Source organism: Arthrobacter sp. Dra40, assembly GCF_059091905.1.
This window is the reverse complement of the sequence record NZ_JBNHHB010000009.1, coordinates 61,316-87,543: the sequence shown is the minus strand read 5'-3', so window position 1 is coordinate 87,543 and position 26,228 is coordinate 61,316. Positions and strand designations below refer to the sequence as shown.

Below are 26,228 nucleotides of genomic sequence, written 5' to 3'. Positions count from 1 at the left end.
TTCTCCTCAGGCGGTCTGCATGTGCTCGGACACGCGAGGTCTGCGGAGTTCCTGACGGCGGGTAACACCCAATTTCCCGTAAATCCGGAACAGGTGACCTTCGACGGTCCGCTGGGACAGGGTGAAGAGGTTTGCTATGTCCTTGTTGCTGTAGCCCGCCTCGACCATCTCCACAATTTCCTGTTCCCGCGGCGTTAAGGCCGTGGCGGCGAGGGCTCCGGCAATGGACGGAATCGTGAGAGTGCCAAGGTCTGTTTGCAAACTCCGCAACTGGTGCAGGACAGAACTGCACTGGCGGTTCTCCCCGCGCTCCCTAAAGGCCCGCGCGGCGTAGGCAAGGCATTCGGCTGCAACCAGGTACTTTTGCGCCGTGCGGGCTTTCCGCGATGCCGCGCACATTTCTGCCGGGTCTTGGGAGGCCACCGCCTTGGCGAACTGGCTGATGACGCCGGCATCGGCCCCTTCCATGGAGGCCGCAAGCCTGGCCAGGCGATCCAACTGCCCGTGCTCGCCCAGCCTAACCAGGATTTCAAGGATGCCCTTCTCAGCAGTGAGTAGTCCCGCCGTATGGGCTTCGTCGCGCAGCTCCTGCAGCCGGTCCAAAGCAGCACTTTGAGCGCCGCGAGCCGCTATGACGTACGCTTTCGCCGTCAGCCATAGATGCGGCGGTCCCGCATAGGCGAGGGAGGCGAAGTCCACAGCGTAGGCAGTGGCGCGGTCCGGCTGTCCTAGCAGGGAGGAGGCATAAGCCGCCATGCCCAGGGCATAGGGCAACAGTTGCTGCGGATCCGAGACGTGCAACGCCTCGACTGCCGGAACAAGCTTTTCCAGGGCTGTCTGGATCCTGCCCTGCCTCCAGTTCACCGCGGCGTCGAAGAATGCCGCGGTACCGCCGACGTAGACCAGCATGTTGGAAGGAGCATCCGCATAGGAAGCGGTCTCTTCCAGGGCTTCCTCGTAGCGACCCGCACTAATGAGCAGGTCCAGGTGGCGGCTGAGAACAAAATCTGAGAGGAAAACCGGTCCGTTTATGTCCGCCGCGAGCCGCGCCACAGCCTCCCTGGTGAACCGGAGGGCTGCCTCTCCTCTGCCGGACGCCCCGAGACATTCCCCCAAAAGGGCCAGCGCCAGCACCTGTACGTCCCTGTCTACGCCAAGACTCGTAGCTAGGCCCCGCAACTCCTGTTCGAAATCGGCGGAACTGAAATCGCCCGTCAAGGACAAGGCAAGCAGCTGCACGAGCTGGACACCCTGCCGACCGCGCTGAATCCGTCTGCGGACCACCGCATCCTCCCCGGCTGCAGCTCCAATCCGCTCGATCGCAGTCAGCCATTCATCCGCCAGCCGGCGGAGGTCCTCGGGCCGCCGGCCGCCCCGCAACGCCAGCTCCGCAGATAAAAGGCCAGCCGCCTTGAGAGTCCCCAGATCAGGGGCGGAACCTAGGATGCCGTCCAGCAGTGACTGTGCCTGGGACGCATTGGACAGGCTGAGATGGGCGCGCGCCATTTCCACCCGCGCCTCGGTGACGTACGCCGGATCCCTCACCGCTGCTGCAAGGCGAAGGGCGAGCCTGGGATCAAATATCCCGTTAGCGGTTTTCGCGCTCTCCAGCAGCACGCTATCTGCGATCTTTTCGCCACAGTCCAATGCCCAGCCAACACGCAGCGGGTCGCCGCCTCCGGGCACCGCGAGGGTATTCATTGCACCCAACACCCGCTGCCGGATGCCTGCGCTTCGTCCCGCGGGGATCACAGTGCGCAGCACCTGGGCGTGAAGCGGGTGGACAAAGCGCACCCCGTCACTAGCATCTGCCGAAATTTCCAGCAGACCGGAGTCCCGCAGCGCGGAAATGCCCCCTTCGTCCACGAGCTGCTTGAGTACCCTGTGCGGAATAGGCTCCGCGAGGGAGACTATCTCCAAAGTTTCATGTTCACGGTCGGACCGCTGGAAAAGAAGGCCCTTGACGAGGTCGATGATCCTTTCATCCGGTTCACCCAGCCCCTCCTGGAGTAGCCAGACGCCCTTTCTCTGGACCAAACTCCCCGTCCTCTGTGCGTGACTGATCAACGCGCGCACGAAGAGCGGATTCCCACTGGACAGCCTTGAGAAGATCTCCGCGGTGGATCGAACAACATCCCCGTTCAGCACACGTCGGCATAGTTCGCCGACAGACGCAGAACTTAGTGGCTGCAATCGGATCTGTGCCAGCAGACCCTGGTCGAAGTACGCACGCAACTCGCTGCCCTGTAGGCCCGCCGTGCGGGCGAGGATCAGCAGACGGACGACGCCGGACATCCCCAGTTGAGCGATGACATGCCGACTCTGCTGATCCAACTCCTGGACGTCGTCGACCACCAGCAGGGCCGTTGATTCTGCCGGCGTCTGTCTGCGCAGCTGTGCAATCAGGGCCCGCAGAACAGCCATTTCGGTCCCCGGCCCCTCGGTTGCCGTGCCATCCAGGTAGCCGCCCAACGCCCCGTATGGCACTTTTGCCAGGACGGACCGCCCGTGAACGTGGAAGGGCTTGACCCTCTCACCGAACTGACGGATAACGGCCTGGGCTAGGGCGGATTTCCCCATCCCGGCTTCCCCGCTGATCATGGCTCCTGCCAGATCCGGATCAAGAACGCTTGCGCGCACGGCTTCCAGAGCATCGCTTCGTCCAACGAGGATCTCATCCGCGGGAAAACGGCTCATTGCGCCACGGCTTCCTGCGCCAAAATGCCCGACAGCTGGCGGCGGTTCTTGACGTTGAGTTTTGCATAGATCTGGTACAGATGACCTTCAACGGTCCGGACGGACACCCCCAGGCGTTCAGCGATCTGGCGGTTGCTGGCACCTTCGGCGGTCCAGCGGGTGACTTCGGCTTCGCGGGAGGTGAGCAGCCGTAGCCAGCCGGTGGATCCTGCGGCATCTTCGTCCCGTTCAGCGCGGTGCAAGGAGCGCCGGAGTATCCTCACCGCCGACCTGTCGCCGGAAGCGGACACGATTTCAAAAGCGGATTTGGCCGCCTCCTTCGCGAACAGGCGGTTGCCCAGAGCCGCAGCCGTTTCCACGGCCTGCATCAGCAGCTGGCTATCCTGTGACAGGATGCCTCGGGCATACACGGTACAGAGACCGGCGAGAGGTCCCTGCTGAGCAGCGGCAATCTGCGCCAGGCGTGGCGCAACCTGAGCATGTCCGTGCCTCAGGGCACCAGTGAGGACCAGCATCTCGTGAGTCAGCGAACCAGTCCTGCGGTCTTCCTCGGCGAGGGAAAGCAATTGGTCGATCGCTTTCGCTTTCGAGGCAGGTCCCAGGGCGCCTTTTGCCATTGCAGCAAAGTAAGCGGCGCCGCTGCCATCTTCCCAACTGCACGCGACTTGATGGTCTTCGGCAATTGCAAGGTATTCGGCAGCCTGCCCATCCTTGCCCTGCAAGCTACAGCAGTAGGCGGCCGCGGCAGCGGCCGCTCCCGCGGCCCCACGCGATTCCCAGGCCTGAAGCTGCCGCAGCGCGGGAACCAACCGTTCCAGTGCGGCCTCGGGTTCGCCAGCATGGGCGTGAAGAATCCCTTCCGCCATTTCAACCGAGCAAGCCTCGATCGCTGGTGACAAGGCCGCCAGCGAGATCCTGTAATCCAGCAGTTCATAGCTGTGCCGCCGTTTACCCGCGTAAAAGAAGACATTGGCAAGGCTTGCGGTCACTTTCAGCGCCGTCCCGATAGGCACCATGGATGACTTCACCTGAGCGAGCAGAGAAGTGGCGAGATCGAGGGCTTCCTGCTGCCGTCCTGTCATGGCCCAGCCTTCGCAAAGCCGGCCTGTGAGTTGCAGCTTCAAATCGGGCAGCCCGTCCCAATATTCTTGGCCCGAACGTTCAAGAAGTTCCGCTAGATCCCCATAGAAGCCCCGGTAAGCGGCGAGATCAGCCTGGGCCAGCAGCAACTCACATTCCAAAGCCTTCACTTCCGCAGCGGACAGCACCCTCTCTCCTGCCGCCCGCTCAGAGTTAAGCCGACTCAGGACGTCATCAAGAATTGACTGCGACCGGTGGCCTTGGCCAAGACGGCATTCAATGCGGCTTTCGCACAGGGCGAGGCGGATCGAGTCCCCAGTCGCGGGTTCCTCCTGTGTTTGGGCACGATAATACGCGAGGGCATCGGCCGCCTCTTCATTATGACCTCCGTTCAACAGCGCATGCACGGCCTCCAACACAAAGGAGGCCGACTCCCGGTAGGACGACAGCGCCGTCGAGAATCTCAGTGCAGCATCATACTGTGCGAGGTGATTGGCCAACCGGGCTGCGGCCAGCGCCCTCTGATCGTCCAGTTGGGCTTTACAATCCAGCGTCCAGGCCGCGAAGCCCAGCAGGCATTGGTCTGCGAGCTCGGCGGAGGACGATGCCTGGGCGACACTGTGATACAACTCGCTACTGCGGCCCTGCGTCAACTGGCCTCTGACCACGTCTTGAATCAGGCGGCTCTTGATCCGAACAGCATGCGGGATATCGGGGTCCCGCTCCAGCAGGCCACGCTCCTGCAAGACGTCGAGGTCGTCCGGATCCGCGAGGGCAAACAGCGCCTGCAGCGGCAGGGATTCGACCAGGGCCATGATTTCCAGCAGTTCCCGCTGGCTAAAAGACAAATTCGAAAGCCTCGTGGCAACCAATTCCGAGGTTTGCCGGCCAAACGGCAATTCGCCGGACGCCAGAACCCATACTTCGGCCCGCAACAGCAACTGGCCCGATTCGGTGAATTCGCGGCACAACGTTTGGAGGAATAAAGGATTGCCACCGGCCGCCCGCCATAGTGTGTGGGCCGCAGCACGTGAAACAACGCCACCGAGTTCAACTGATAGCAGCTCGCTGGCTTCTTGGGCGGTCAGGGGTTCGACGTCGAACCGTTCCAGGGAGCCGCTACGCCAGAGACTGATGAAATCATCCGATGTGCGCGTGAAGTCCTGGCAAAGCACAATAACCTTAGCCCGGCCTGTCAACGTCAGTTCGCTGATCACCATTGCGGACAGATCGTCCAGCTCTTCGGCATTGTCAACAACTAGGATGGTCTGCCGCCCCCCGGAGCGGCGGTCCAGTGCCTGGGCCAGCCCCTGCAGTACCGGCCCTGGCTGGTCGAAAGACTCGATTTCCAGCTCCGAAAGCAGAAAGTTCAAGGCCCCATAGGGCATGTTCCGCGAAAAATGCGTGCCCCGGATGGCTACCACATGGAAAGCGTGACCGGCCTTTTTCAACACATGGTGGGCCAAAGAGGTCTTACCAATACCTGGCTCACCGACGAGGACAGACCCCTTGGCGGGTGAGGAAACCAAGGCCTGCAAAAGGTCCTCCCCCACCTTCAGCCGGCCCACAAATGATTTCGCTCGAAATGAAGTCTGCACGGTTCCCCCAACCAGGCGCAATTTCAAAACTTCCCCACTAGAAGCACTCGCCCAAAGGTCTATTCCCCAATAGTCCCTTCATGAAGCCTAGGCCGGTGCGGCAGAACTGGCATGAGTACGTTATACCGGGGGTATTACTCGCATCGAGACCGTTCACATGGGACACTACCTGCAATTCCGGGGTGACTACTCGGATTACCACGATGAAATTGGCGTAACGAGCTGGTGAACTCCCAGCGGCGGGCGCAAAAAGGGGCCGACGGTGGAATGAGGCTGGCCGAGTCTCAGAGGCCGCCCATCGTCGGCCCCGTCTGTGTAGTTAATAAGGCTATGAGCACGCTCTTGAACGTGCCGCCCACGCGGCCGGCGAGCTCGTCGAGCACCATCTTTCCAACGTTGTGGCGCGTCTGGATGTAGCAAGTCCCAACAGGCCCCCATTTAAGGGGGCGACGTCAGTACTTTGATTAGACGAGCCAGGCTCAGCCGTCCAAGCGCCGGCAACGGATTCCCGCCGCAGCGGATACTCATGCCCACGTAGCCTTAGGAGACCTACGGCCCGCCTCATTCCACACCCGTGGTGCCGGGCGATCGCAGGGGCTGGAAAGGGGCCGACGATGGGATGGGGGTGGCCCAGTCTCATAAGCCGCCCATCGTCGGCCCCCGCTTAAGGAGCCACTGTGGCTAATCCGATTCTAGGCAATCGCGCTGAAACGATCCAATCGACGAGTCTGTGACGCCTTTGGGCTCACTCCTGCTTGGCGGTGCCATGGTATTTTTGCTGCGCGGTCAGCAGCCCCTCGCGCAGCAGAAGTTCCGCAGCATCTGCGGCCTCGTCCACGAGGAACGGCAGGTCTTTCTTTTCCGCCGTCGAAAAATCGCGCAGCACATGGTCGGCCGTATCCATGCGCCCAGGCGGCCGGCCCACACCAATGCGGACCCGGTAGTAGTCCTTGGTGCCCAGTGCCTTGGACATGTCGCGAAGGCCGTTGTGCCCGCCTTCTCCCCCGCCGATCTTAAGCTTGATCGTGTTGAAGGGAATGTCGATCTCGTCATGCATGGCAATCACATGGTCTGGTGCAATCGAGAAGAAATTGCACAGCGCCGCCGTCGGCCCTCCTGAAAGGTTCATAAACGTTAGCGGTTTGGCCAGCACCACCCGGGGACCTCCGATACCCATACGCCCTTCCAAAACCTGGGCGTGGGTCTTGTGCGACTTGAACGAACCGCCGATCCGAGCGGCAAGCTGGTCGAGGGCCATCTGGCCGACGTTGTGCCGATTGCCGCTGTACGCAGGGCCGGGGTTACCCAGACCGATTATCAGCCAGGTGTCGCTGCTCACGGGGAAGGTGCTCCTTGGTCGGTGGAGGAGGTTAACGATTTTCCTAAGGAAAGACCAAAGCCCCCGGCGAATGCGAAAAGCAGTCACCGGGGGCTTTGACGAAGCGTTGTTACTCAGCCGGGGTTTCGGCGGTCGGTGCTGCGGCTTCGGCCGTCTCAGCTTCAGGCTCGGCCACAGCGGGCGCGGAAACCGCGGCAATCACGGTGTCTTCCGGAATCAGCAGGCTGACGCCGGAGGGCAGTTCGATGTCGGTGGCGTGGACGTGCTCGCCGACGTCGCGGCCCTCAACGTTGATGGTCAGCGTCTCCGGCAGCGCGGTCGCATCGGCTTCCACCAGGACGGTGAACTCTTCCAGATCCAAGACGGCGCCCGGGGCAACTTCGCCGGCAACGTGGATGTTGACGTCGACGTGCACCTTTTCGCCCTTGCGGACGGTCAGCAGGTCAACGTGCTCGATGATCTGGGCGATCGGATCCCGCTGGATGTCCTTGGCCAGGGCCAGGTGCTCTTTACCGTCAACGTCAAGGGTTAGCAGCGCGTTGGAGGTCCGCAGCGCCAGGGTGGTGGCCTTCTGCGGCAGCAGAACGTGCAGCGGCTCTGCGCCGTGGCCGTAGATAACGGCGGGGATCTGTGCGTTGCGGCGAGCGCGGCGAGCCGCGCCCTTGCCGAATTCGTTGCGGACTTCAGCTGCGAGCTTCTGCTCGGACATGGTGTTCTCCTTGTGCTGGATGATTCAGGGCGGGTGTCTAGAGACCGACCCACCGCACTGAAACCAGTGCAGAGAAGCGAAGCTGCTAGCCACCGTCGATAACGGAGAGTCGGTTCCGGCTCTCCCTCGCCTAGGCAATGCTTCAACTTTACCAGCCGGGATCTCGCATCAAAAAATCACGGCGGCGACCTGAGTTCGTCCGGGGTTCGATCCTTGCCCGCAGACTCCGCGCAAAGCCCTGACATGGCAAAAGGGCCGACGATGGCAGAGGCTGGCCCACATCTCTTCAGGCGTCCCATCGTCGGCCCCTCTCAGAGAGCCTTGCCGGCCGGGTGGAACTCAGCCAGCCGCAACGTCCGTCATCCGGCCTTGCCGTCGAAGAGGCTGGTGACCGAGCCGTCCTCGAAGACCTCCCGGACCGCGCGGGCGATCAACGGGGCAATCGACAGGACCGTCAGCTCCTTGAAGTTCTTCTCCGGCGGGATCGGCAACGTGTTGGTGACCACCACTTCCCTGGCTCCGCTTTCGGACAGCCTGCGGGCGGCCGGATCGGAGAACACTGCATGAGTGGCCGCGATGATGACGTCCTTGGCACCGGCGTTCATCAGGACCTGGACGGCACCGGAAATGGTTCCGCCGGTGTCGATCATGTCGTCGATCAAAACGCAGGTGCGCCCCTCAACCAGGCCCACGACCTGCTTGGACACCGCCTGGTTGGGCACGGTGACGTCGCGGGACTTGTGCACGAAGGCCAGCGGCGCCCCGCCAAGGCGTTCGGCCCACTGTTCGGCGACGCGCACGCGGCCGGTATCGGGGGAAACCACCGTCACGTTGTCCAGGTCCACCCGGGTGCGGACATATTCGGCCAGCAGCGGAATGGCCATCAGGTGGTCGACGGGTCCGTTGAAGAATCCCTGAATCTGCGCGGTGTGCAGGTCCACGGAGATCAACCGGTCAGCGCCGGCCGTTTTGTACATATCCGCCACCAGGCGTGCCGAGATGGGCTCGCGGCCGCGGTGCTTCTTATCCTGACGGGCATACGGGTAAAACGGAGCCACCACGGTGATCCGCTTCGCCGAGGCCCGCTTGAGGGTGTCCACCATGATCAGGTGCTCCATCAGCCACTCGTTGATCGGGGCCGGGTGCGCCTGCAGGACGAAGGCGTCGGTGCCGCGAACGCTTTCCTCGAACCGCACGTAGATCTCGCCGTTTGCGAAGTCGTAGGCGGACGTGGGCAGCAGTTCGATGTCCAGTTCTTTGGCGATCTGCTGCGCCAGTTCAGGATGTGCACGTCCAGAAGCCAGTACCAGCCTCTTTTCGCCCTGTGCCTTGATTCCGCTCATGAAGGATCACTTTCTACAGTTGGAGATTGCGTGGAGGAGGTTCGTGAGGCGGCTTCCGCTGAGGAGCTGCGGGGGCGGTTCTTCTGTACCCACCCTTCCAGGTTCCGCTGCGGCGCAACGTTGATGGCGAGCGCACCGGCCGGGACGTCCTTGCGGATGACGGCACCGGCACCGGAATAGGCGCCGTCACCCACCTGCACGGGGGCTACGAAAACCGTGTTGGAGCCGGTGCGCACGTTGGAGCCGATGACGGTGCGGTGCTTCTTTTCGCCGTCGTAATTGGCAGTGATGTTGCCACAGCCGATGTTCGCATTCTCACCAATTTCTGCATCCCCGGCGTAGCCGAGATGGGACAGCTTGGCGCCCTTGCCGATGGTCACATTCTTGGTTTCGTAGAACGCACCGATCTTGCCCTTCTCACCCAGCACGGTGCCGGGGCGCAGGTAGGTAAAGGGGCCAACCGTCGCGCCGGGCCCGATCTCGGAGTCGGAGCCGTGCGTCCGGACCACGGAGGCGCCCTCGCCCACGGTCACGTTCTTCAGCGTCGTGTCCGGACCCACCACGGCATCCGAGGCCACATGCGTTCTCCCGTGCAGTTGGGTCCCGGGCAGCAGCGTCACATCTGTCCCGAACGTCACCGTCGAATCGATCCAAGTGGTCGCCGGATCCACGATGCTGACGCCGGAGCGCATGGCAGCATCCAGGATCCGCCGGTTGTGCTCTGCGCCCAGGGCTGCCAACTGAACCCGGTCATTGGCGCCCTCCACCTGCCACCGGTCTGCGGTGACGACGGCGGCAACCCGCCCGCCGTCGGCCCGCGCCAGGGACAGCACATCGGTGAGGTACTTCTCGCCCTGGACGTTGTCCGTGGTGATTTTGGACAGTGCACCGCGAAGCACCGTCGCGTCGAAGGCATAGATGCCGGAATTGACTTCGCGGATGGCCCGCTGATCCTCGGTGGCGTCCTTGTGTTCCACAATCCCCTGGACGCTGCCGTCCGCGGCCCGGACAATCCGGCCGTACCCGCCCGCATCATCGAGGACCGCAGTCAGCACGGTGACGGCGTTGCCGCTGGAGGCATGCTCGGCGACCAGGTTCCGGAGCAATTCGCTGGCTAGGAGCGGAACGTCCCCGTACGTGACCACCACGGTCCCATCCAGCCCTGCCGGCAGGGCCTCCAAGGCCACCTCCACCGCCCGGCCTGTTCCGGGGATTTCGTCCTGATCAACAATCAGGACGTCCGGGTCCAGTGCGGCAATGTGTTCTGCCACACGGTCCCGCTCGTGGCGTACGACGGCGGCCAGCACCGTGGGTGCCAGCCCGCGGGCTGCGGCGAGCGCATGGCCCACCATGGAAATACCGCCGATCTCATGCAGGATCTTCGGTTTCTTGGACTTCATTCGGGTGCCCGCCCCCGCGGCCAGAACGATGACCGCTGCCGGCGATAAAGCTGATTTGACGTTTTTTTCGTGGACGTCTTGGGGGCTCACTAAGTGGCACTCCTCGCTGCGCTGATTCCGGTGTAGCCGGAAAATGGGGGTTACGGCATCTTATCTGCCACAACACCGCACGTTCACCGGCCGGTGATCGTTCCGCCCATAGGATTCGAACCTATACTCCACAGCTCCAAAGGCTGGGGTGCTGCCATTACACCAGGGCGGAATGTGCCGCGCAGGATTGCCCCCTCGGCACAAGTGTCCATTTTGCCACGACTTTCGACCCCGATGCGACTTGGCGTCGGACGGGTGTCGTCTGGGTGTAACCGCTTGCGACGCTTAGCCGGCGGCAAGCGGTTGTCATCGCGCGGCGGGCTGGTTCACGCAGCGGGACTTCCATCAGCCATGAGGCGTCAGGCGAGTACGCAGGAGTGGCTTATTCGGGAAGCGATGACGCCATACTGGTGAGGTCGGCGTCCACTTCATCTGCGGCAGCGGGGAGTCGTGCCCCACTCTGCAGGAGTTGGGCGATCCGCTTCGCTGACACGGGTTTGCTGAAGTAGAACCCTTGGCCCCCTGCACAGCCCAAATCACGAAGCTGTTCGGCCTGCTCCTGCGTCTCGATTCCTTCGAAGATCGCATCGAGCCCGGCAGCACGGATGAGCTGGAGCACCGCGGCGATAAACTCCTGCTGCGACCCGTCGGCTGAATGCGTGGCAATGATGGAACGGTCGACTTTGACCAGATCCACTGGCAACTCGCGCAGGTAGCTGATCGATGAGTAGCCGGTGCCGAAGTCATCGATTTCGATACCAATGCCGAGCTTACGTAGGGCCAGCAACGAGTAGGTCTCAACTTCTCCGCCGGTTACCAGGCCGGTTTCGGTGATTTCCAGGACCAGTGACTCGGCGGCTATCCCGGAATCCCTCAAGACGCCGCGGACATGATCCACCAGATCGATCCGCTGCAGCTCGGCGACGGACAGATTGACGCGAATTTGGAACCCGGGGTCCAAATCCAATTCGGCCGACCACTCGGCAAACTGATGCGCAGCGGCCGAGAGAGTCCAGCGGCCGAGGTCAATGATCAGGCCGGTCTGCTCGGCCATGGGAATGAAGTCGCTGGGCATGACGCGGCCCCGCACCGGGTGGTTCCACCTGACCAGTGCTTCCACTCCGAGTAGACGCCCAGTGCACAGATCCACCACTGGCTGGTACTCAAGCTCAAAGCCCCCGGTGGCTATGGCCCCGCGGAGTTCGGACGCTATCTGATTGTGCAACTGCCGCGCTTGCAGCATGTGCGACTGGAAGACCTTGATGCGGTTCTGCGGATCCTTCTTCGCCTCATACATGGCTGTATCCGCGTCGAGCAACAAGCTTTGCGCGCTCTGCCCGGTATCGGCCACTCGGACGCCAATGCTGGCTTGCGGCCAGACTGTCAGTTCGTCGAGCCGAACATCGTCGTTAAGGACTCCCACAATCCGGTGGGCAACCTGAAGCGCAAGATCTGTTGTGGCACGCGGCAACAGGATGGCGAATTCATCTCCCCCCAACCGCGCCACTGTGTCTACGTCGCGCACAATGGACCGAAGCCTGTTCCCCACCACCGTCAGCACGCGGTCTCCGGCGTCGTGGCCAAAACTGTCGTTGACCTGCTTGAAAGAATCCAGATCCAGCAGAAGCAACGCCGGCGTCCGCTGGCCGGACCGTGCGTCCTCGAGGGCAGCGGCCATTTCATTAGCCAAGGCGGTTCGGTTGGCCAGACCCGTCAGGGCGTCGGTCAAGGCCATACGGCTCATGTCCCGATGAGCCTGCCGCAGCTCCGCCGTGCGAGTTTCTACCCGCCGTTCCAGCTCTGAGTAGCTAAGCTCCAGTTCTTCAGCCAGGAGATTAACCCCGGTGATCACCGCGTCGATCTCGTCCCGTGCTGGCGAGGGCTCAACTCGTGTGGTCAGGTCACCGCCAGCCAAGCTAACCATGCCGTCGACCAGCCGCTGGAGCCGCGGGTCAGGATTATGCGGCATTATCCCGTTCCAGCCACTCAAGGGCCTGGGGTTCGGAGTCGAAATAGCGGACGGGGCATTCAGTGGGTTCGGTGCCCAGCACGAAATTAGCTATCACCCGGTCCACGGGCGACTCGCCGACCAAGGCAATCGCGGACGCGTTCGTCTGCCGGCCGAGCATGGACCGTGCCATCCGCGAAATGGAAGCCACGCCCTTCAATCGCATGAGTACGCGGCAGGGCTGCCCGCCTGAAAGCACCTGAAGCCGTGACGAGGTAGTGTCGGCAACTTCGTCGGTAAACGCAACACCCCTGGGAAGGTCGACACTGATGATGCCGTCTCCAGAACGACTGATGTCAGCAGCAGCGGCAGTGGCCGCACCGACTACGCCGCCCATACAGCCGCGTCGTCGTTAGATACCGCTCCTACAACCCTTTCGGGCCAGTCATGACCTAACACGTGCATCCGCTCCCCAACGATTCGAAGGGAGCGTACGCTCCCATCCAACAAATTCAGAACTACTGCTTCAACACCGCAACGGCTTCCGCCCTTTGTTCATAGCGTAAACGAACGATGTTCACGACACACCCAATGACACGACGAATAATACATTCATGAGGCTTGCGGAAACCCTGCGATTTCCGCCGCGACCTGAGCTGCACGGTCCTTCGCCCCCGCTTGACTGAAGTAAGCCTGGCTGTCCTTCAAATGGCGCAGCGCAGCTTCGCAATCACCTTGTTTACGGAGTGCCCTGGCGAGCAGCATGTTTGCCTCGCCAGCGGATTGATGCGCCATCTTAACCGGCGCGGCGCAAATTGAGGTAAGCAGTCGAACCGCGCCACCCATGTCACCATTCAAGTAGTACCAATGGGCACGATTGAGAACGTTCGTTGAACTATCTCCGTCGTCCGTCCCGATGATCGTCGATGCCAACTCGGCACGCTCCATACAATCGGCCGTTTCGGCATCAGCTATGCCGGCAGTCAGCCGCATCGCTGCCGAGGCTCGGTTGAACCACGCCCACAAGGCCAGATCATTAGAAGGCGAAAGGCGCTCGGCTGCTAATTGGTGATACTTCACGCCGACGTTCGGCTGCTGCCGCAGGAAGGCGACGTTACCTGCAACCCAGTAGCACTTTCCCGTCGTTTGAGTATCGATATTTGAGTCAACCAGCTGAAGCAGTTTTTCACTCTCCTGCCAAGCGCGATTTAATTGGTCACTCTCAGCTAAGGCTGCGATCAAAGCAAGCATTGAGCCAATACGCAGGTCTTGAGCAACTTCGCCATCCCTCGCCGTTTCAACGGCCCTGGCACCGTACGCAAGGGCTTGTTCTAGCTCACCTACAGCCTGACTCACGTCTGACAGGAGATTCAGCACTCGACACTGCAGTTCGCTGGATCCAACTGTCAGCGAATGTTTCAAGAGCAGTTCGGCTGTTTCAATGCATGAACGGTTATGACCCATCTCGCGCTGGCATTCAGCTTGGAACATTGTCATCTGCCACCATGTTGAGTCATCGCCCGCGGTCGACGCCTTGGAAGAAATTTCCTTCGCGATCCTCAATGCTTGTGCATATTCTCTCCGGCGGAATGCCTCGCGTGCCCTCAGTTCAGCAAGGACACCGCTTCCCTCAGGAACGACGGATACCATTTGCGAATCCTCCAAGCATAAGCGGCAAGGCCGACAGATCAGACTTCTAGTCTCTGATCATATTCTGCCGAGGCGTCACAATGCGGGAAGGGATAGATGTGTCGTTTAAGTCATGGCTATTCGTACTCCTGGCTGTACACTAAGGATGTCACCGTTGCTTGCACAGATTTGCGAATCAGTGCATAAAAAGAGGGAGCCCGCCCGATGAAGAAGTTCTCGGCATCAGTACTCGTTGCTGCAGTTCTGGCCATTACAGGGGCAACAGCTGCCTCAGCCGCCGACGCCGATTATCAGGCGATCACTATCGTCAAGTCGGCTCCGCTTGGCGGCGGTGCAACGACTCAGAGTGGCAACTGGCCGCACTAATTAGTTGACAGAGCGGAATACGTTCCGCTCACCGGCTGAGGCCGTGGCATGCATCTTCGGATGCGTGTCACGGCCTTTGTGCTTTTAAGAAACGGTGACAGTGCTGGTGGACTCGGCCGCGTGATGCTGGCCGTCGTCGGCTGACAGCGGCAGGGTGATGGTGAAGGTGGTGCCGACTCCGACGGTTGATTCGACGGAAACGCTGCCGCCGTGCTGGTCCACCATCCCCTTGACGATCGCCAGGCCCAAGCCGGTGCCTTGAATGGCGTGCGCGTTGGACGCGCGGTAGAAGCGGGAAAATAGTTGCGGCAAATCGTCGTCCGGGATGCCGATCCCGCTGTCGGCGACCGTCACGATGGCGCAGGGAACACCGCCGTCGTGATCAGTGCCGGAACCGACGGTGACACGCACTGTCCCATCCTGCGGGGTGAACTTGACGGCGTTGGACATGATGTTGGCAAAGACCTGTTCGAGCATCTTGGCATCACCGTCGGCGGCGAGCCGGGTGTCCAGCCCCTCGCCTACGACATTGACGTTCTTGGCTTGAGCCGCCGGCTCCAGAGCGGTGACCACCATGCGCAGCAACTGCGGCAGGTCCACCGGCTCCGTCTTTAATCCGCTGCTCTGGAAATCCATCCTCGACAGCGTCAGCATGTCTTCGATCAGCTCACGCAGGCGTGTGGCATTCCGTCCCACCACCTTGAGCATCCGGGCAACGGACTCCGGGATTTCACCGGCGTCCCCGTCCAGCACCAGTTCCAAGTAGCCGGTGATTGACGTCAGCGGGGTCCGGAGCTCGTGGTTGACCGTCGCCACGAAGTTCGACTTTGCTTGGTCCAGTTCGCGGAGCTTTTCCACGACTTCTTGCTGCGCCGTGATGAGGTGCCCTTGGATGAGCCCGTGGGCCAAGTTTCCGGCCACATGTTGCAGCAGCGAAATTTCGGCCGGGGCCCACGACCGTGGCTGCCCATGGCGGACGAGGCAAATCAGTCCGAACGCTTTCGACCCCTGTCCCAGCGGGGCCAGCATTGACGCCTTTCCCCGCGCGGTGGCAAACCATTCGGTGATACCGGGGTGCTCTGCGAAGTCGATCCTGCCATTGTCAGCCGAGGTGAGTACGCTGCCCTTGGTCCAGAGAGCGGAGGCCAGGTGCAGCACCTGCTCGTCGGTTCGATGCGGCATCGCCGTGGTGTCTTGAGCGGATTCGCTGGCCCACTCTGCGTCCGTGTGCGGCACCCTTTCGTCGTCCAAGGTGCGGATCCAGACCTGGTCGGCTTCGAAGGCCGCCCCGATCCCGCGCAGCGCGAGGGTGATCATCTCGTTCGGGTCGTTGGTGCTGCGGATCCCCTCGGATACGCCCCGGATTTGGTCCCGCAGGACAGCCACGCCGTTGCGCTCACGGCGCCGGTGTTCCGATCTGGCGAGGGTCACGCGCACGCGGTTGACCACGTTGGATGAGGACAGCGGTTTGATCAGATAGTCCGAGACGCCCATCTCATAGCCGCGTTCGACCAGCGGCAGTTCGTCTTCGGTGGCCATCAGCATCACCCGCCATTGGGCCCCGGCCTGGCGGTCGGAAAGCCGGCGCACGGCTTCCATCCCTGCCAGTGACATATCGCCGGCGTCCACCAAGAGGATATCCGGTGGATTGCGCTGCAGTTCGTCCAAGACCAAGGCTGCCGTGGCAAGGGCCGTCACGTTCATTCCGGCAGCTTCCAGGACGGTGCTAAGGAAGTCACGGCTCGCGGCATCGGATGCCCCGATCAGTACCGTTGGGCGAACTGCTGTCCCGAGTTCACCTGCAACGGTCCGCACTGCGATTCCTCCTGCGTTGAATGCGGCCCGGCGTCGTCCGGCCCCCTGACATTATGAATGAAGACTAGCAGTGCCCTCGGAAGGGAAACGGCAGATTACGGCAGGAGTTTCCAAGCCGACGCGAAGACACCGGGCGTCGGCCAGCGGACACCGGTTGGGGCGCTGGCGGTTCAGCCGGCGGCGCCCACGCCACCGAGGGTGCGCAGCCGGCTGGCAATCCGGGAGACGTCCACCGCGGACGGGCTGGTTGACGGCCCCAGGTCCAGCGGCTCGGCACTGATGAGCGTCAGCGGAACATCGGCGTCATAGAGGATGTCCACGATATTGCTCAAGCGTTGCCAGCCGTTCATGCTGATGTCCCCGCGGCGCGGCACGCCGGAAATGATCCAGTGTGCGGAGTGCGGCAGCAGCGCCAAATAGTCGGAGGCGGCGGTGGGACCTTCGCACAGGTCTTGGAAATCAAACCACACTTCGTCCGCGGTGCACCGGAGGACTGGAAGCGGCTGGCTCCCCGGTCGTAGCTCCTGGGCCTCGGTTGTGGTTGGCCACTCAAGACCGGCCTCGGTGACCCGTGGGTCATTGGGACCGTGCGGGGCGATCACCAAGGCACCGTCGCTGAATCCCCCAGGGCGTGCACCGCCGTCGTCATCCTGCCCGCCGGGCCGTCCGGTAGACAGCGTGCGGTAGTCCAGGGGGCCGGCGATGGAGGCCACGTGCATGGTGCGGCGGATCAACGCAATGGTCGGCTCGAACAGGGAGTGGAAGACCTCACTGGGCATGAGCTGCTCGGGCGGATAGTTGGATGTGGCCACCAGCGTGATGCCGCGGCGGTGGATCTCACGCAGCAGCCGCGCCAGCAACTGGCCGTCGCCGGGATCGTGTACATGGAATTCGTCCACGACCAGCAGGGTGCAGTCCTGCAGCAGGGCCTCAATGGCCATGTCGACGGCGCTGGTACCCGGTGGCCGGGTGGCCGGGTCCTGCGCGTCGCGCCGGTGGGCGTGCAGTTGGCGGAAAAGGTCGTGGAAATGTCAGCGCTTCTTATCCGGGAGGTCCAGTGCGTCGAAAAACTGTCGGGCCAGCCAACTCTTGCCGCGTCCCACCGGACCCCACAGATAGAGCCCGCGGCGCTTGCCCGAAAGCGGCAGTGCACTCGCCGCCAGTCTGGCGCCGGCATCGGCCAGCAACCGCGCTGCCTGCTGCTGGTCTTCATCCATCCGGAAGCGTGCTGTGGAGGCTGCGTGTTCGAAATGGTCGAGCAGCCGCTGGCGCGTGCGAGCTTTGCTCTGCCTTCCGGCCGCCGTGTTTCCTGCGTCCACGCAGGCCCTCCTTCTCCCGGTCGCCACATCGCTTGGCCTGTCGCCACATCATTTGGCCGCTGGCCGCCAGTCCGCCGAGGCCGGGAACCAGCTTAACAGCGGCAGGGCGCCCCGGCTTCCCTTCTGGGAAGCACAGAGCGCCCTGCCGTGCGGAGTGTCAAGCGGCGAATGGCCGCCGGGACCCCAGGTTAGTTGGCAGCGACAGCAGCAGCGCGGACAGACTCCATGGCCTTGGTCCACGGGATGAGCTGGTCGATCATCGGAGCCAGGGTGCCGGCGTTCTGCTCGGTCGGCTTGAAGTCGGAGAAGTTCTCGAAATCGGTGAACAGGGAGAACATGACCTGGTTGCGCACGTGGGCGATCTGCAGTTCGGAGAGGATGTTGCGCAGGTGCTCGGCGGCGCGGGCGCCACCCATGGAACCGTAGGAAACGATGCCGGCGGCCTTGTTGTTGAACTCGACGTTCAGGTAGGACAGGGCGTTGGTCAGGGCCGGCGTGACGGTGTGGTTGTACTCGCCGGTGACGAAGATGAAGCCGTCGAACTCGTTGATCTTGGCCGACCAGGTCTTGGTGTGGTCGTTCTGGTAGTTCTGGTAGGCGGCCGGGTATGCTTCGTCCAGCAGCGGCAGGTTGAAGTCGGCGATGTCGACAACCTCGAACTCGGCGTTGGCGTTGCCGGCGGCCTGGGCGAGAACCCAATCGGCAACCTGCTTGTTGACTCGACCCGGACGGGTGCTGCCGGTAACGATAGCGATCTTGGTCATGAATAAACCCCTTCGAGGTCTGGTCCCGACGTGCCCCTACTGATGACACGTCATCGTTTTGTTGACACGTCAATCATGCAACAGGGAAACTTGATATGTCAACCAAAGAACTGAGAGGCGCACCGTGAACTCCGAAACCCGCTGGCTGAACGATCACGAGCAGGAGGTCTGGCGCGCCTTCCGGGAACTGCTGTGGGGATTTGAGTCGGCGATGGACCGCCAACTCCTGCGGGACTCCGACCTTTCGGGCGTGGAATATTCGGTGCTGGCCTCCCTCTCGGAGGCTGACGAGGGCGTCATGCGGGCGCGGGACATTGCGCAGCAACTGGACTGGGAACGCAGCCGGCTCTCCCACCTGCTCAAACGCATGGAAGCCCGCGGATTGGTGGAGCGGGTCACGTGCGCCACGGACGCACGCGGTTTCAACATCTCGATGACCCCGGCAGGCTGGGATGCCATCAGGCAGGCTGCACCCGGGCACGTGACCTTTGTGCGGGAGAACGTCTTCGACCCGCTGTCGGATGCCGAACGCGAGGCGCTGTTGTCCGCCACCACCAAGATGCAGCAGTCCATCCGCAATGCCGGCCTCTGGGGGAACACCGGAAAGTCCTCCTGAGCGGCAGGCTCACTCCACTATTTCGGAGACTTCCAGCCACTCCAATTCCAGGGCTTCCTTCTCCTCGGCGATCTCCTGGAGCTTCCGGTTCATCTCCGCCAGCCCGGAAAAGTCGACGTCGGCCTTGGCGCCGGCCGCGTGCATCTGCTCCTTGAGCTTGTCCTCCTGCTGGCCCAGCTTGCCCAGCTGGCGTTCAATCCGGTTGAGGTCCTTCTTGGCCTGGCGTTTGTCGGCCTCGCTATGGACGGTGCCGGAAGCCGTCTCGGCGGCGCCGCCGCTGGTCGGAGCCGGCGAGGATTTACCGGCGAGCGAGGCTTCGCGCAGGTCAAGGTACTGGTCCACTCCCCCGGGCAGGCTGCGGAGCTTGCCGTCGCCCAGCAGCGCCATCTGGTGGTCGGTCACCCGTTCCAGCAAGTAGCGGTCGTGCGAGACCACCACCAGCGTGCCCGGCCATCCGTCCAGCACGTCTTCCACCGCGGCCAGCGTGTCCGTATCCAGGTCGTTGGTGGGCTCGTCCAGCATCAGCACGTTTGGCTCGCCGACCAACAGCCGCAGCAGCTGCAGCCGCCGCCGCTCGCCACCTGAGAGGTCGCGCACCGGCGTCCACTGTTTCTCTTTGGAAAAGCCGAGCTGTTCCACCAGTTGGCCGGCTGACACCTCGCGTCCGCCGATGTTGAAGACCTGGCGTTCGCGCTGGATCACTTCCACCACGCGCAGATCCAAGACGTCGTCGAGTTCGCGCACCTCCTGGGTCAGCATGGCGGTCTGCACCGTCTTGCCCCGCTTGACCTTGCCGATCGTGGGCTGGATCTCGCCGTTCAGCAGCCGCAGCAAAGTGGTCTTGCCCGCACCATTGACGCCCACCAGGCCGAGCCGTTCACCCGGCGCCAGCCGCAAGGTGATGTTCTCGAAGAGAGGACCGGCTCCGCCGTCGCCGTCCGTTGGCCGGGGCGGCGGGGTGTAGGAGACATGCTCCAGGTCAAGCACGTCCTTACCGAGCCGCGCGGTGGCCATCTTGTTCAACGCCACCGCATCCCGGGGCTCGGGGACATCGGCGATGAGTTCATTGGCTGCTTCGATCCGGAACTTCGGCTTCGCGGTCCGGGCCGGGGCCCCGCGGCGCAGCCAGGCCAGCTCCTTCTTGACCAGCTGCTGCCGCTTTCCTTCGACGACGGCGGCCGTGCGGTTGCGTTCGGCGCGGGCCAGGACGTAGGCCGCATAGCCGCCGTCGAACGGGTCCACGACGCCGTCATGGACTTCCCAGGTCCGGGTACACACTTCGTCCAGAAACCAGCGGTCGTGGGTGATCACCAGGAAGGCGCCCTCATTCGGGCGCCACCGGGTCTTGAGGTGCCGGGCCAGCCAGGCCACGCCCTCGACGTCGAGGTGGTTGGTCGGCTCATCGAGCATGATCACGTCATGCGGCTCGATCAGCAGCTTGGCGAGGGCAACCCGGCGCCGCTGCCCGCCGGACAACGACGACACCGTGGCCTGCCAGTCGACATCGCCCACCAGGCCTTCCATGATTTCGCGGATCCGCGGGTTGGAGGCCCACTCGTGCTCGGCCGCCTCGCCAACGATCGCGATGCCGACCGGCAGGTCTCCGTTGAGCACGTCCTGCTGGTCCAGGTAGCCCACGTTGACGTCGCCGCGTTTGGTGACCCGGCCGTCGTCGGGCGTGCTGCGCTGCGATAGCAGCCGCATCAAGGTGGACTTGCCGTCGCCGTTGCGCCCCACCATGCCGATCCGGTCGCCCTCGTTCAGGCCGAGGGACACCGAATCCAGGATGGTGCGGGTGGCAAAGGAGACGCTGACGTTTTCTGCGCCGAGCAAGTGGACCAAGGGTGCTGCTTTCTGTTGCTTTGAGGTAGTGCGGGGCGGACCGTTGGCCGGCCTTCGTGGAACCGGCCGTCAGGCCATGATGCGGGCGCCGTGCACCGGTCCGCGGACCGGCAGGGCAACCACGCCGGCGACGTCGGAGAGCCGCTGCCCCAGTTCTGCCGCTTCCTGCCGCCCTGCGGTCAGGAACGCCACGGTGGGGCCGGAACCGGACACGAGGCCGGCCAGTGCGCCTTCCGCCCGGCCCAGTTCAAGGATATCGGCAAGCTCGGGCGCCAGTTCGATGGCCGCCTCCTGCAGATCATTATGCAGATAACCTGCCAATTGGTGGACGTCGCCGGACTGCATTGCCTGCAGGATCGCCGGCTCCACCTGCTCAGGCTCGGCCGGCACGTGGCCGCGGCGGGCCCGCAGGTCGTCGGCCACGGCGTAGACCTTGGGCGTCGACAGGCCGAACGAGGCCGGGACCAGCACCCAGTGCATTTCGCTGCGCGCCAGCGCCGGCGTCAACCGGTCCCCGACCCCGAGCCCGACGGCAACCCCGCCGTGGAGCGCGAACGGCACGTCAGCGCCGAGTCCGCCGGCCAGCCCGATCAGTTCATCGCGCGAGTAGCCGGTGTTCCAGAGCGCGCTGCAGGCCACCAGGGCGGCAGCGGCGTCGGCCGAACCGCCACCCATCCCGCCGGCAATGGGGACCCGTTTGGTGATGTCCAAGTGCACACCCTGCGGGTGGCCGGAGGTTTCGCGGATCAGTTCCGCGGCCTGCACCGCCAGATTGGAGGCATCCAGCGGAATGCCGTCCAGGTCGAAGTCCAGTCCGGATCCATTGCGCACACTCACCGTGACGGCCTCGTCGTCGCGGGCCGTGGCGGTGACTTCCTCGTACAGGGAGAGCGCCAGATACACGCTGGCCACCGAGTGATAGCCATCCGGCCGGGGACCGCCCACGCGGAAGGAGACGTTGATCTTTCCCGGCGCCATCACGCGGACCGGACGTGTTCTGCTCATCACCGTGCCACCCTCTTCCTAGCCGACGAGCGGATGGTTGAATTCCGCGATCCGGGCAAAGGCAGCAATGTCCAGCACTTCCCCACGGGCGCTGGGGTCCACGTTGGCTTGGCGCAGCGCTTCCTCCGCCCGTGCCGCGCTGCCTGCCCAACCGGCCAGGGCCGCCCGCAGCGTCTTGCGGCGCTGCGCGAAGGCGGCATCGATGACGGCGAACACCTCGCGGCGCGGGGCGCGGGTCACCGGCGGCTCGCCGCGGGTGAACTCCACCAGGCCGGAGGCGATCTTGGGTGCCGGCCAAAACACGTTCATGCCGATCACCCCTGCCTTGCGCATGCTGCCGTACCACGCGGCCTTGACGCTGGGCACGCCATAGATCTTGGAACCGGGCTTGGCCGCAAGCCGGTCGGCCACCTCGTCCTGAACCATGACCAAGCCGTGGCGCAGCGACGGGAAGTGCTCCAACAGGTGCAGGACCACCGGGACGGCAACGTTGTAGGGCAGGTTCGCGACCAGTGCGTCCGGCGCCTTCGGCAGCTCGGTGACCTGCAGCGCATCCGCCAGCACCACGTCCAGCCGGCCGGCGGCGTCGGGACGCAATTCGGATACTGTCTGCTGAAGACGGGCGGCTAGCTTGGGATCGATTTCGACGGCGACCACATGCCCCGCTGCGTCCAGCAGTCCGAGCGTGAGCGAGCCGAGCCCGGGACCAACCTCCAGCACTGTCTCGCCGGGAACAACGTCGGCGGTGGCCACGATCCTGCGGATCGTGTTGCCGTCGATCACGAAGTTCTGGCCGAGGGTCTTGGTCGGACGCACGTCCAGTTCAGCCGCGAGCCTGCGGATGTCGGCAGCCCCGAGCAACGGCCTGATGGGTGCGGCCGTGGCTTCCCCGTTGTTCTGCCGGGATCCGGTGCCGGGTGTGGAATGTGGTTCTGTCACTGTGCCATCGTATCGGGCCAGCGCCCGCTGCCGCGGCGGCCCCGCCCCACCCGCCTCACGCACCTCGGGCCCGGGCAGTGATGCCCGGGCCCGAGGTAGGCGGAGTAACTGATGGGGATGCTTAGAGCAGTCCCAGCTTGGAGGCGCAGGCGGGCCAGTGGCCCCACCCGCCGTTGCCGCGCAGCACTTCGGCGGTCGCGATCTGCTCCGAGGGGGTGGCCATGTACGCGTACGGCGCATACTTGCCCCCGCCGGCGCCCAGCCAGGAGCTGGCGCTGAACTGCAGGCCTCCGGAGTAGCCGTTGCCCGTGTTGATGGACCAGTTGCCGCCGGACTCGCATTCTGCGAGCGCCTGCCAGGTGCCGCCTACGTTGGCGTTGTTGACCTTGGCCGGGCGCTTCTTCGTGCCAACGGTGATCTTCTGGCTGACGGGTTCGCGGGTGACCTTTTCCCTGACCAGCTTCCGGCTGGTTTCCTTGCCGTCGGTCAGCACGATCTCGTAGACCTTGACCCGTTCGCCAGCCTCTCCGGCCCGGGTGACCTTTTCTTCGTCGCTGAACATGGAGGAGTTGGTCGTCTCGTCCGTGCCAAACGCAATGGACTCAGTCTCTTCGACCTGCTCGCGGTCGATCCGGGTGACCTTGAGCTTGGTACCGTCCTCGACCGGCTCCTTGGCAGCAACGGAGAGCTTGTCGTCCTTGCGGACCTTGATGTCGTGTTCCTGCAGCAGGTCGCCGATGGTCGTCGCGGTGGAAACTTCCTTGCGGGTCTTGCCGTCGACGGCGATGGTGACGCGCTTCGGCGTCGAGATGGTCACCCCGCCCACCGAAGCCAGCTCGGCGGTCAGCGGCGCCGACAGGGCGGACTTGTCGGTGACTTCCAGTTCGTCCAGCAGCTCCTGGACGGTTGCGGCAGTGGTGTGGACCGTGGAACTGTCGCCGTCCACGTTCACGTTCACCGGCTTGGCCGTGACCACCTCGATGTTGGCGCCGTCGGAGATTTCCTCACTGACCGCCGGTGTCACGTCGTCGCGTTCGCCCACCTCAACCTCGGATTCGGCGAGTACATCCGCCACCGTGGTGCCGAACGTGGAAACAGTGCTCGCCTGCCCGTCCACGGTCAGCGTCACGGACTTGTTGTTGCCCACGAAGGCAACCAGTCCAAGGACCAGTGCGGTCATGACGACGACCTGGCCGGCGATCTTCACCCAGCGGTTCTTCAGCGCGTTTGTCACGGTTCCCGAATCTGTTGCAGCTTCCGGGCACGGGGACATGAAGACACACGCCAAGAGCGCGCCGATTCCCACGGCACGATGCGAGTGCAGGCAGCACCTGCAGCGGCTGATTGGGCGTACGAACGGAACGTCCAACTGCAACCGCTACCGGTGTGACAATGTCCGGATGCCTTCCCCGACCCCGGCCATTAGCTACCTACCGTAATCGAAACGTGACATGGCGACAAGCCGGGCTACCCGCGGGTAGCCCCGGGGATCACCGCGCGGACCCCGGCCCCGGGGGCCACCCTTTCCGGCTTCCCCGGGCTGGCTAGGAAAAAGACCGCCGTGTCATTCGCTCTGCCACGAGCCGTAAACATGCTCCGTGTTCTGCGCCACCTCTGTGCATAACGTGGCCAGGTCCTTGTCCAGCACCTGCGCCATCGAACGCACCGTGTACGGCACCAGGTAGCTGGCGTTGGGTCGCCCCCGGTACGGGTGCGGGGTCAGGAACGGCGCATCGGTTTCGGCCAGCACCAGTGCCGGTTCGGCGGCGGCCAGCGCCTCGCGCAGGCCGGCTGCGTTCTTGAAGCTGACGGTGCCCGCGAAGGACATGTGCCAGCCGTTGTCATTGCAGATCCTGGCCAGCGCGGCATCGCCGGAAAAGCAGTGGAAGACCACCTTCTCCGGCGCGCCCTCCTCGCGCAGCACCCGCACCACGTCCTCGTGGGCGTCGCGGTCGTGGATCTGCAGGGCCAGGCCCAGCCGCTTGGCCATGTCGATGTGGCGGCGGAAGGATTCCTGCTGGGCTCCCCGGCCTCCGGCTTCCGTCCGGTAGTAGTCCAGGCCGGTCTCACCGATGGCCCGAATGCGCGGATGCCTGGCTATGGCCTCGATCTCCGCCAGGGCCTGCTCCAACGTGCCGGCTTCGGCCAGCGGCGGCGCGTCATTGGGATGGATGGCCACCGCGCCCAGCAGCCGGGGCTCGGCCTGCACGGCCTGGAGCGTGAAGCGCGAGGACTCGAGATCGCAGCCGACTTGGACCGCGCCCGCGACGCCGACCGCCTCGGCAGCGTCCATCGCCTGCCGGACCGTGACCGACACCAGCCCGTCGCGAAAGTCCAGATGGGTGTGGTTATCCATCACCGGCACCGGCAGCGGCTCGGGCGCCGGCGGATAGCTCAGATGACGACGGCGGCCGTCGCCCTCGGTGGGGCTGCGCACCGCAGACGTCTGGGCCGCTGTGCTGTCAACGGTGTAAGCGGGGGGCGTTTCGCCGGTGACGGCGGCGGGAAAAGTGGCCATGGTTCAAGCCTACTGAAGCATGGGCAGCGGTCCCGCGGGCGCCTGGGGACGTATCAAACAAACGTTTCATGTGTCTACCGCATCACACAGGCAGCAAGTAGGGTTGAGACACCGGCCCTCGGGGAAGGCATACCGGAAGGTACTTTCATGGATACGCAGCAGGACATGGCAGAGGCCGGGACTATCCGCTCCGACAGCGCTGGGCTGGGACAGGGTGAAGGACTCGCACTGGCCGAGTTTCACGACGCCTGCGGGCGGATCAGGGCTGCGATCGAGACCGTCATCGACGGCAAGTCGGAGGCGGCACGACTGGCGTTGACGGTGCTGCTGGCCCAGGGGCATCTGCTCTTGGAGGACGTGCCCGGCGTCGGCAAAACCATGCTGGCGAAGACACTGGCCAAGACCATCGACTGCAGCGTGCACCGGATCCAGTTCACGCCGGACCTGCTGCCCTCGGACGTCACCGGCGTCTCCATCTACAACCAGGACAAGCACCGCTTCGAATTCCGGCCGGGGCCGGTGTTCGCCAACATCGTCATCGGCGACGAGATCAACCGCGCCTCGGCCAAGACGCAGTCGGCACTGCTTGAATGCATGGAGGAACACCAGGTCACGGTGGACGGCACCTCCTACCCGCTGGACACCCCGTTCATGGTGATCGCCACGCAGAACCCGATCGAGATGGAAGGCACCTACCCGCTGCCGGAGGCCCAACGCGACCGCTTTATGGCCCGGATCTCCATGGGCTACCCGGACCTGCGTGCGGAAATGGACATGCTGGAGACCCATCAGTCGGTCTCGCCACTGGTGGCCGTCCGTCCCGTCGTCACCGTGGACGAGGTGCGCAGCATGGTCGCCACGGTCCGGGATGTCTATGTCTCGCCCGCGGTGAAGGAATACACGGTGAACATCGGCCGGGCCACCCGAGACCATCCGCATCTGCGGCTGGGGGCAAGCCCGCGCGCCATGCTCCAGCTGCTGCGGGCAGCCAAGGCGACCGCGGCCCTGAACGGCCGCGACTTCGTCCTTCCCGACGACGTGGCCAGCGTCGCCGAGGCCGTGCTGGCCCACCGGTTGATCCTTGACCGAAAAGCCGTGACGGCCGGTGAAGACGCTTCCAGCGTGGTGGCGTCGGTGGTGGCCAAGGTCCCGGTCGGCGGCGAGTCCCGCCGCGTATCCCGCTGACGGCC

At 63.7% G+C, this 26,228-nt stretch carries 19 protein-coding genes, 1 tRNA gene and 1 pseudogene; 3 read left to right on the top strand and 18 right to left on the bottom strand.

The genetic code is table 11. The features are described 5' to 3' along the window. Positions 1-6: 6 nt before the first annotated feature. The 10 genes from AC5RWT_RS07000 to AC5RWT_RS06955 all read right to left on the bottom strand — a co-directional run bounded on the left by AC5RWT_RS07000 (position 7) and on the right by AC5RWT_RS06955 (position 13,854). A complete protein-coding gene (locus AC5RWT_RS07000) occupies positions 7-2,697 on the bottom strand; it encodes a helix-turn-helix transcriptional regulator (protein WP_494079684.1) in 2,691 nt (896 codons plus the stop codon). Continuing rightward, on the bottom strand, positions 2,694-5,375 hold the full coding sequence (locus tag AC5RWT_RS06995) for a helix-turn-helix transcriptional regulator (protein ID WP_494079683.1): 2,682 nt from the start codon (positions 5,373-5,375) through the stop codon (positions 2,694-2,696). Before AC5RWT_RS06995 ends, AC5RWT_RS07000 begins: the two co-directional genes overlap by 4 nt. Positions 5,376-6,120: 745 nt before the next feature. Beyond that, entirely contained in the window at positions 6,121-6,714 is a 594-nt protein-coding gene (gene pth / locus AC5RWT_RS06990) for an aminoacyl-tRNA hydrolase (protein WP_494079682.1), read from the bottom strand. 109 nt (positions 6,715-6,823) lie between these two features. Beyond that, entirely contained in the window at positions 6,824-7,423 is a 600-nt protein-coding gene (locus AC5RWT_RS06985; protein WP_494079681.1) for a 50S ribosomal protein L25/general stress protein Ctc, read from the bottom strand. A 359-nt stretch (positions 7,424-7,782) separates the two neighbouring features. Further along, positions 7,783-8,766, bottom strand: coding sequence for a ribose-phosphate diphosphokinase (locus AC5RWT_RS06980; RefSeq protein WP_494044656.1), 984 nt, complete (start codon positions 8,764-8,766; stop codon positions 7,783-7,785). Then, complete coding sequence (gene glmU / locus AC5RWT_RS06975) at positions 8,763-10,256, bottom strand: bifunctional UDP-N-acetylglucosamine diphosphorylase/glucosamine-1-phosphate N-acetyltransferase GlmU (protein WP_494079680.1); 1,494 nt, start codon at positions 10,254-10,256, stop codon at positions 8,763-8,765. Before glmU ends, AC5RWT_RS06980 begins: the two co-directional genes overlap by 4 nt. 100 nt (positions 10,257-10,356) lie before the next feature. Continuing rightward, a tRNA-Gln gene (locus AC5RWT_RS06970) sits at positions 10,357-10,428 on the bottom strand. Positions 10,429-10,638: 210 nt separating this feature from the next. After that, positions 10,639-12,225 carry a putative bifunctional diguanylate cyclase/phosphodiesterase gene (locus AC5RWT_RS06965; RefSeq protein ID WP_494079679.1) on the bottom strand — a complete coding sequence of 529 codons (1,587 nt, stop codon included), beginning with the start codon at positions 12,223-12,225 and terminating at the stop codon, positions 10,639-10,641. After that, a complete protein-coding gene (locus tag AC5RWT_RS06960) occupies positions 12,215-12,601 on the bottom strand; it encodes a SpoIIAA family protein (RefSeq protein ID WP_494079678.1) in 387 nt (128 codons plus the stop codon). The genes AC5RWT_RS06965 and AC5RWT_RS06960 overlap by 11 nt, the downstream gene beginning before the upstream one ends. A 215-nt stretch (positions 12,602-12,816) precedes the next feature. Further along, positions 12,817-13,854 (bottom strand): hypothetical protein, encoded by a 1,038-nt coding sequence (locus tag AC5RWT_RS06955; RefSeq protein WP_494079677.1) that lies wholly within the window; start codon positions 13,852-13,854, stop codon positions 12,817-12,819. A gap of 204 nt (positions 13,855-14,058) precedes the next feature. Between AC5RWT_RS06955 and AC5RWT_RS06950 the strand changes: the two genes are divergently transcribed. Continuing rightward, positions 14,059-14,220, top strand: coding sequence for a hypothetical protein (locus tag AC5RWT_RS06950; protein ID WP_494079676.1), 162 nt, complete (start codon positions 14,059-14,061; stop codon positions 14,218-14,220). Positions 14,221-14,304: 84 nt separating this feature from the next. On the opposite strand, the gene AC5RWT_RS06945 is transcribed toward AC5RWT_RS06950, so the two are convergent. The 3 genes and pseudogenes from AC5RWT_RS06945 to AC5RWT_RS06935 form a co-directional block, all read right to left on the bottom strand. After that, positions 14,305-16,035, bottom strand: coding sequence for an ATP-binding protein (locus AC5RWT_RS06945; RefSeq protein WP_494079675.1), 1,731 nt, complete (start codon positions 16,033-16,035; stop codon positions 14,305-14,307). A 170-nt stretch (positions 16,036-16,205) separates the two neighbouring features. Next, positions 16,206-17,252: pseudogene (zapE, locus tag AC5RWT_RS06940) on the bottom strand (cell division protein ZapE). Between the two features lie 290 nt (positions 17,253-17,542). Then, positions 17,543-18,118 (bottom strand): NADPH-dependent FMN reductase, encoded by a 576-nt coding sequence (locus tag AC5RWT_RS06935; RefSeq protein WP_494044648.1) that lies wholly within the window; start codon positions 18,116-18,118, stop codon positions 17,543-17,545. Between the two features lie 124 nt (positions 18,119-18,242). Between AC5RWT_RS06935 and AC5RWT_RS06930 the strand changes: the two genes are divergently transcribed. Next, positions 18,243-18,734 (top strand): MarR family winged helix-turn-helix transcriptional regulator, encoded by a 492-nt coding sequence (locus AC5RWT_RS06930; protein ID WP_494079674.1) that lies wholly within the window; start codon positions 18,243-18,245, stop codon positions 18,732-18,734. A 9-nt stretch (positions 18,735-18,743) separates the two neighbouring features. Here the strand turns inward: AC5RWT_RS06930 and AC5RWT_RS06925 are convergent, their stop codons facing one another. The 5 genes from AC5RWT_RS06925 to AC5RWT_RS06905 all read right to left on the bottom strand — a co-directional run bounded on the left by AC5RWT_RS06925 (position 18,744) and on the right by AC5RWT_RS06905 (position 25,038). Then, positions 18,744-20,576, bottom strand: coding sequence for an ABC-F family ATP-binding cassette domain-containing protein (locus AC5RWT_RS06925; RefSeq protein ID WP_494079673.1), 1,833 nt, complete (start codon positions 20,574-20,576; stop codon positions 18,744-18,746). Positions 20,577-20,645: 69 nt separating this feature from the next. Continuing rightward, entirely contained in the window at positions 20,646-21,581 is a 936-nt protein-coding gene (locus tag AC5RWT_RS06920) for a 4-(cytidine 5'-diphospho)-2-C-methyl-D-erythritol kinase (RefSeq protein ID WP_494079672.1), read from the bottom strand. An 18-nt stretch (positions 21,582-21,599) separates the two neighbouring features. Further along, on the bottom strand, positions 21,600-22,520 hold the full coding sequence (rsmA, locus tag AC5RWT_RS06915) for a 16S rRNA (adenine(1518)-N(6)/adenine(1519)-N(6))-dimethyltransferase RsmA (RefSeq protein ID WP_494079671.1): 921 nt from the start codon (positions 22,518-22,520) through the stop codon (positions 21,600-21,602). 121 nt (positions 22,521-22,641) lie between these two features. Next, positions 22,642-23,754 (bottom strand): resuscitation-promoting factor, encoded by a 1,113-nt coding sequence (locus AC5RWT_RS06910; RefSeq protein WP_494079670.1) that lies wholly within the window; start codon positions 23,752-23,754, stop codon positions 22,642-22,644. A 330-nt stretch (positions 23,755-24,084) separates the two neighbouring features. Beyond that, positions 24,085-25,038, bottom strand: coding sequence for a TatD family hydrolase (locus AC5RWT_RS06905; protein ID WP_494079669.1), 954 nt, complete (start codon positions 25,036-25,038; stop codon positions 24,085-24,087). A 147-nt stretch (positions 25,039-25,185) separates the two neighbouring features. Between AC5RWT_RS06905 and AC5RWT_RS06900 the strand changes: the two genes are divergently transcribed. Then, the gene (locus AC5RWT_RS06900) at positions 25,186-26,223 is read left to right on the top strand and encodes an AAA family ATPase (RefSeq protein WP_494044641.1); all 1,038 of its coding nucleotides are present in this window, start codon (positions 25,186-25,188) and stop codon (positions 26,221-26,223) included. Positions 26,224-26,228: the final 5 nt, after the last annotated feature.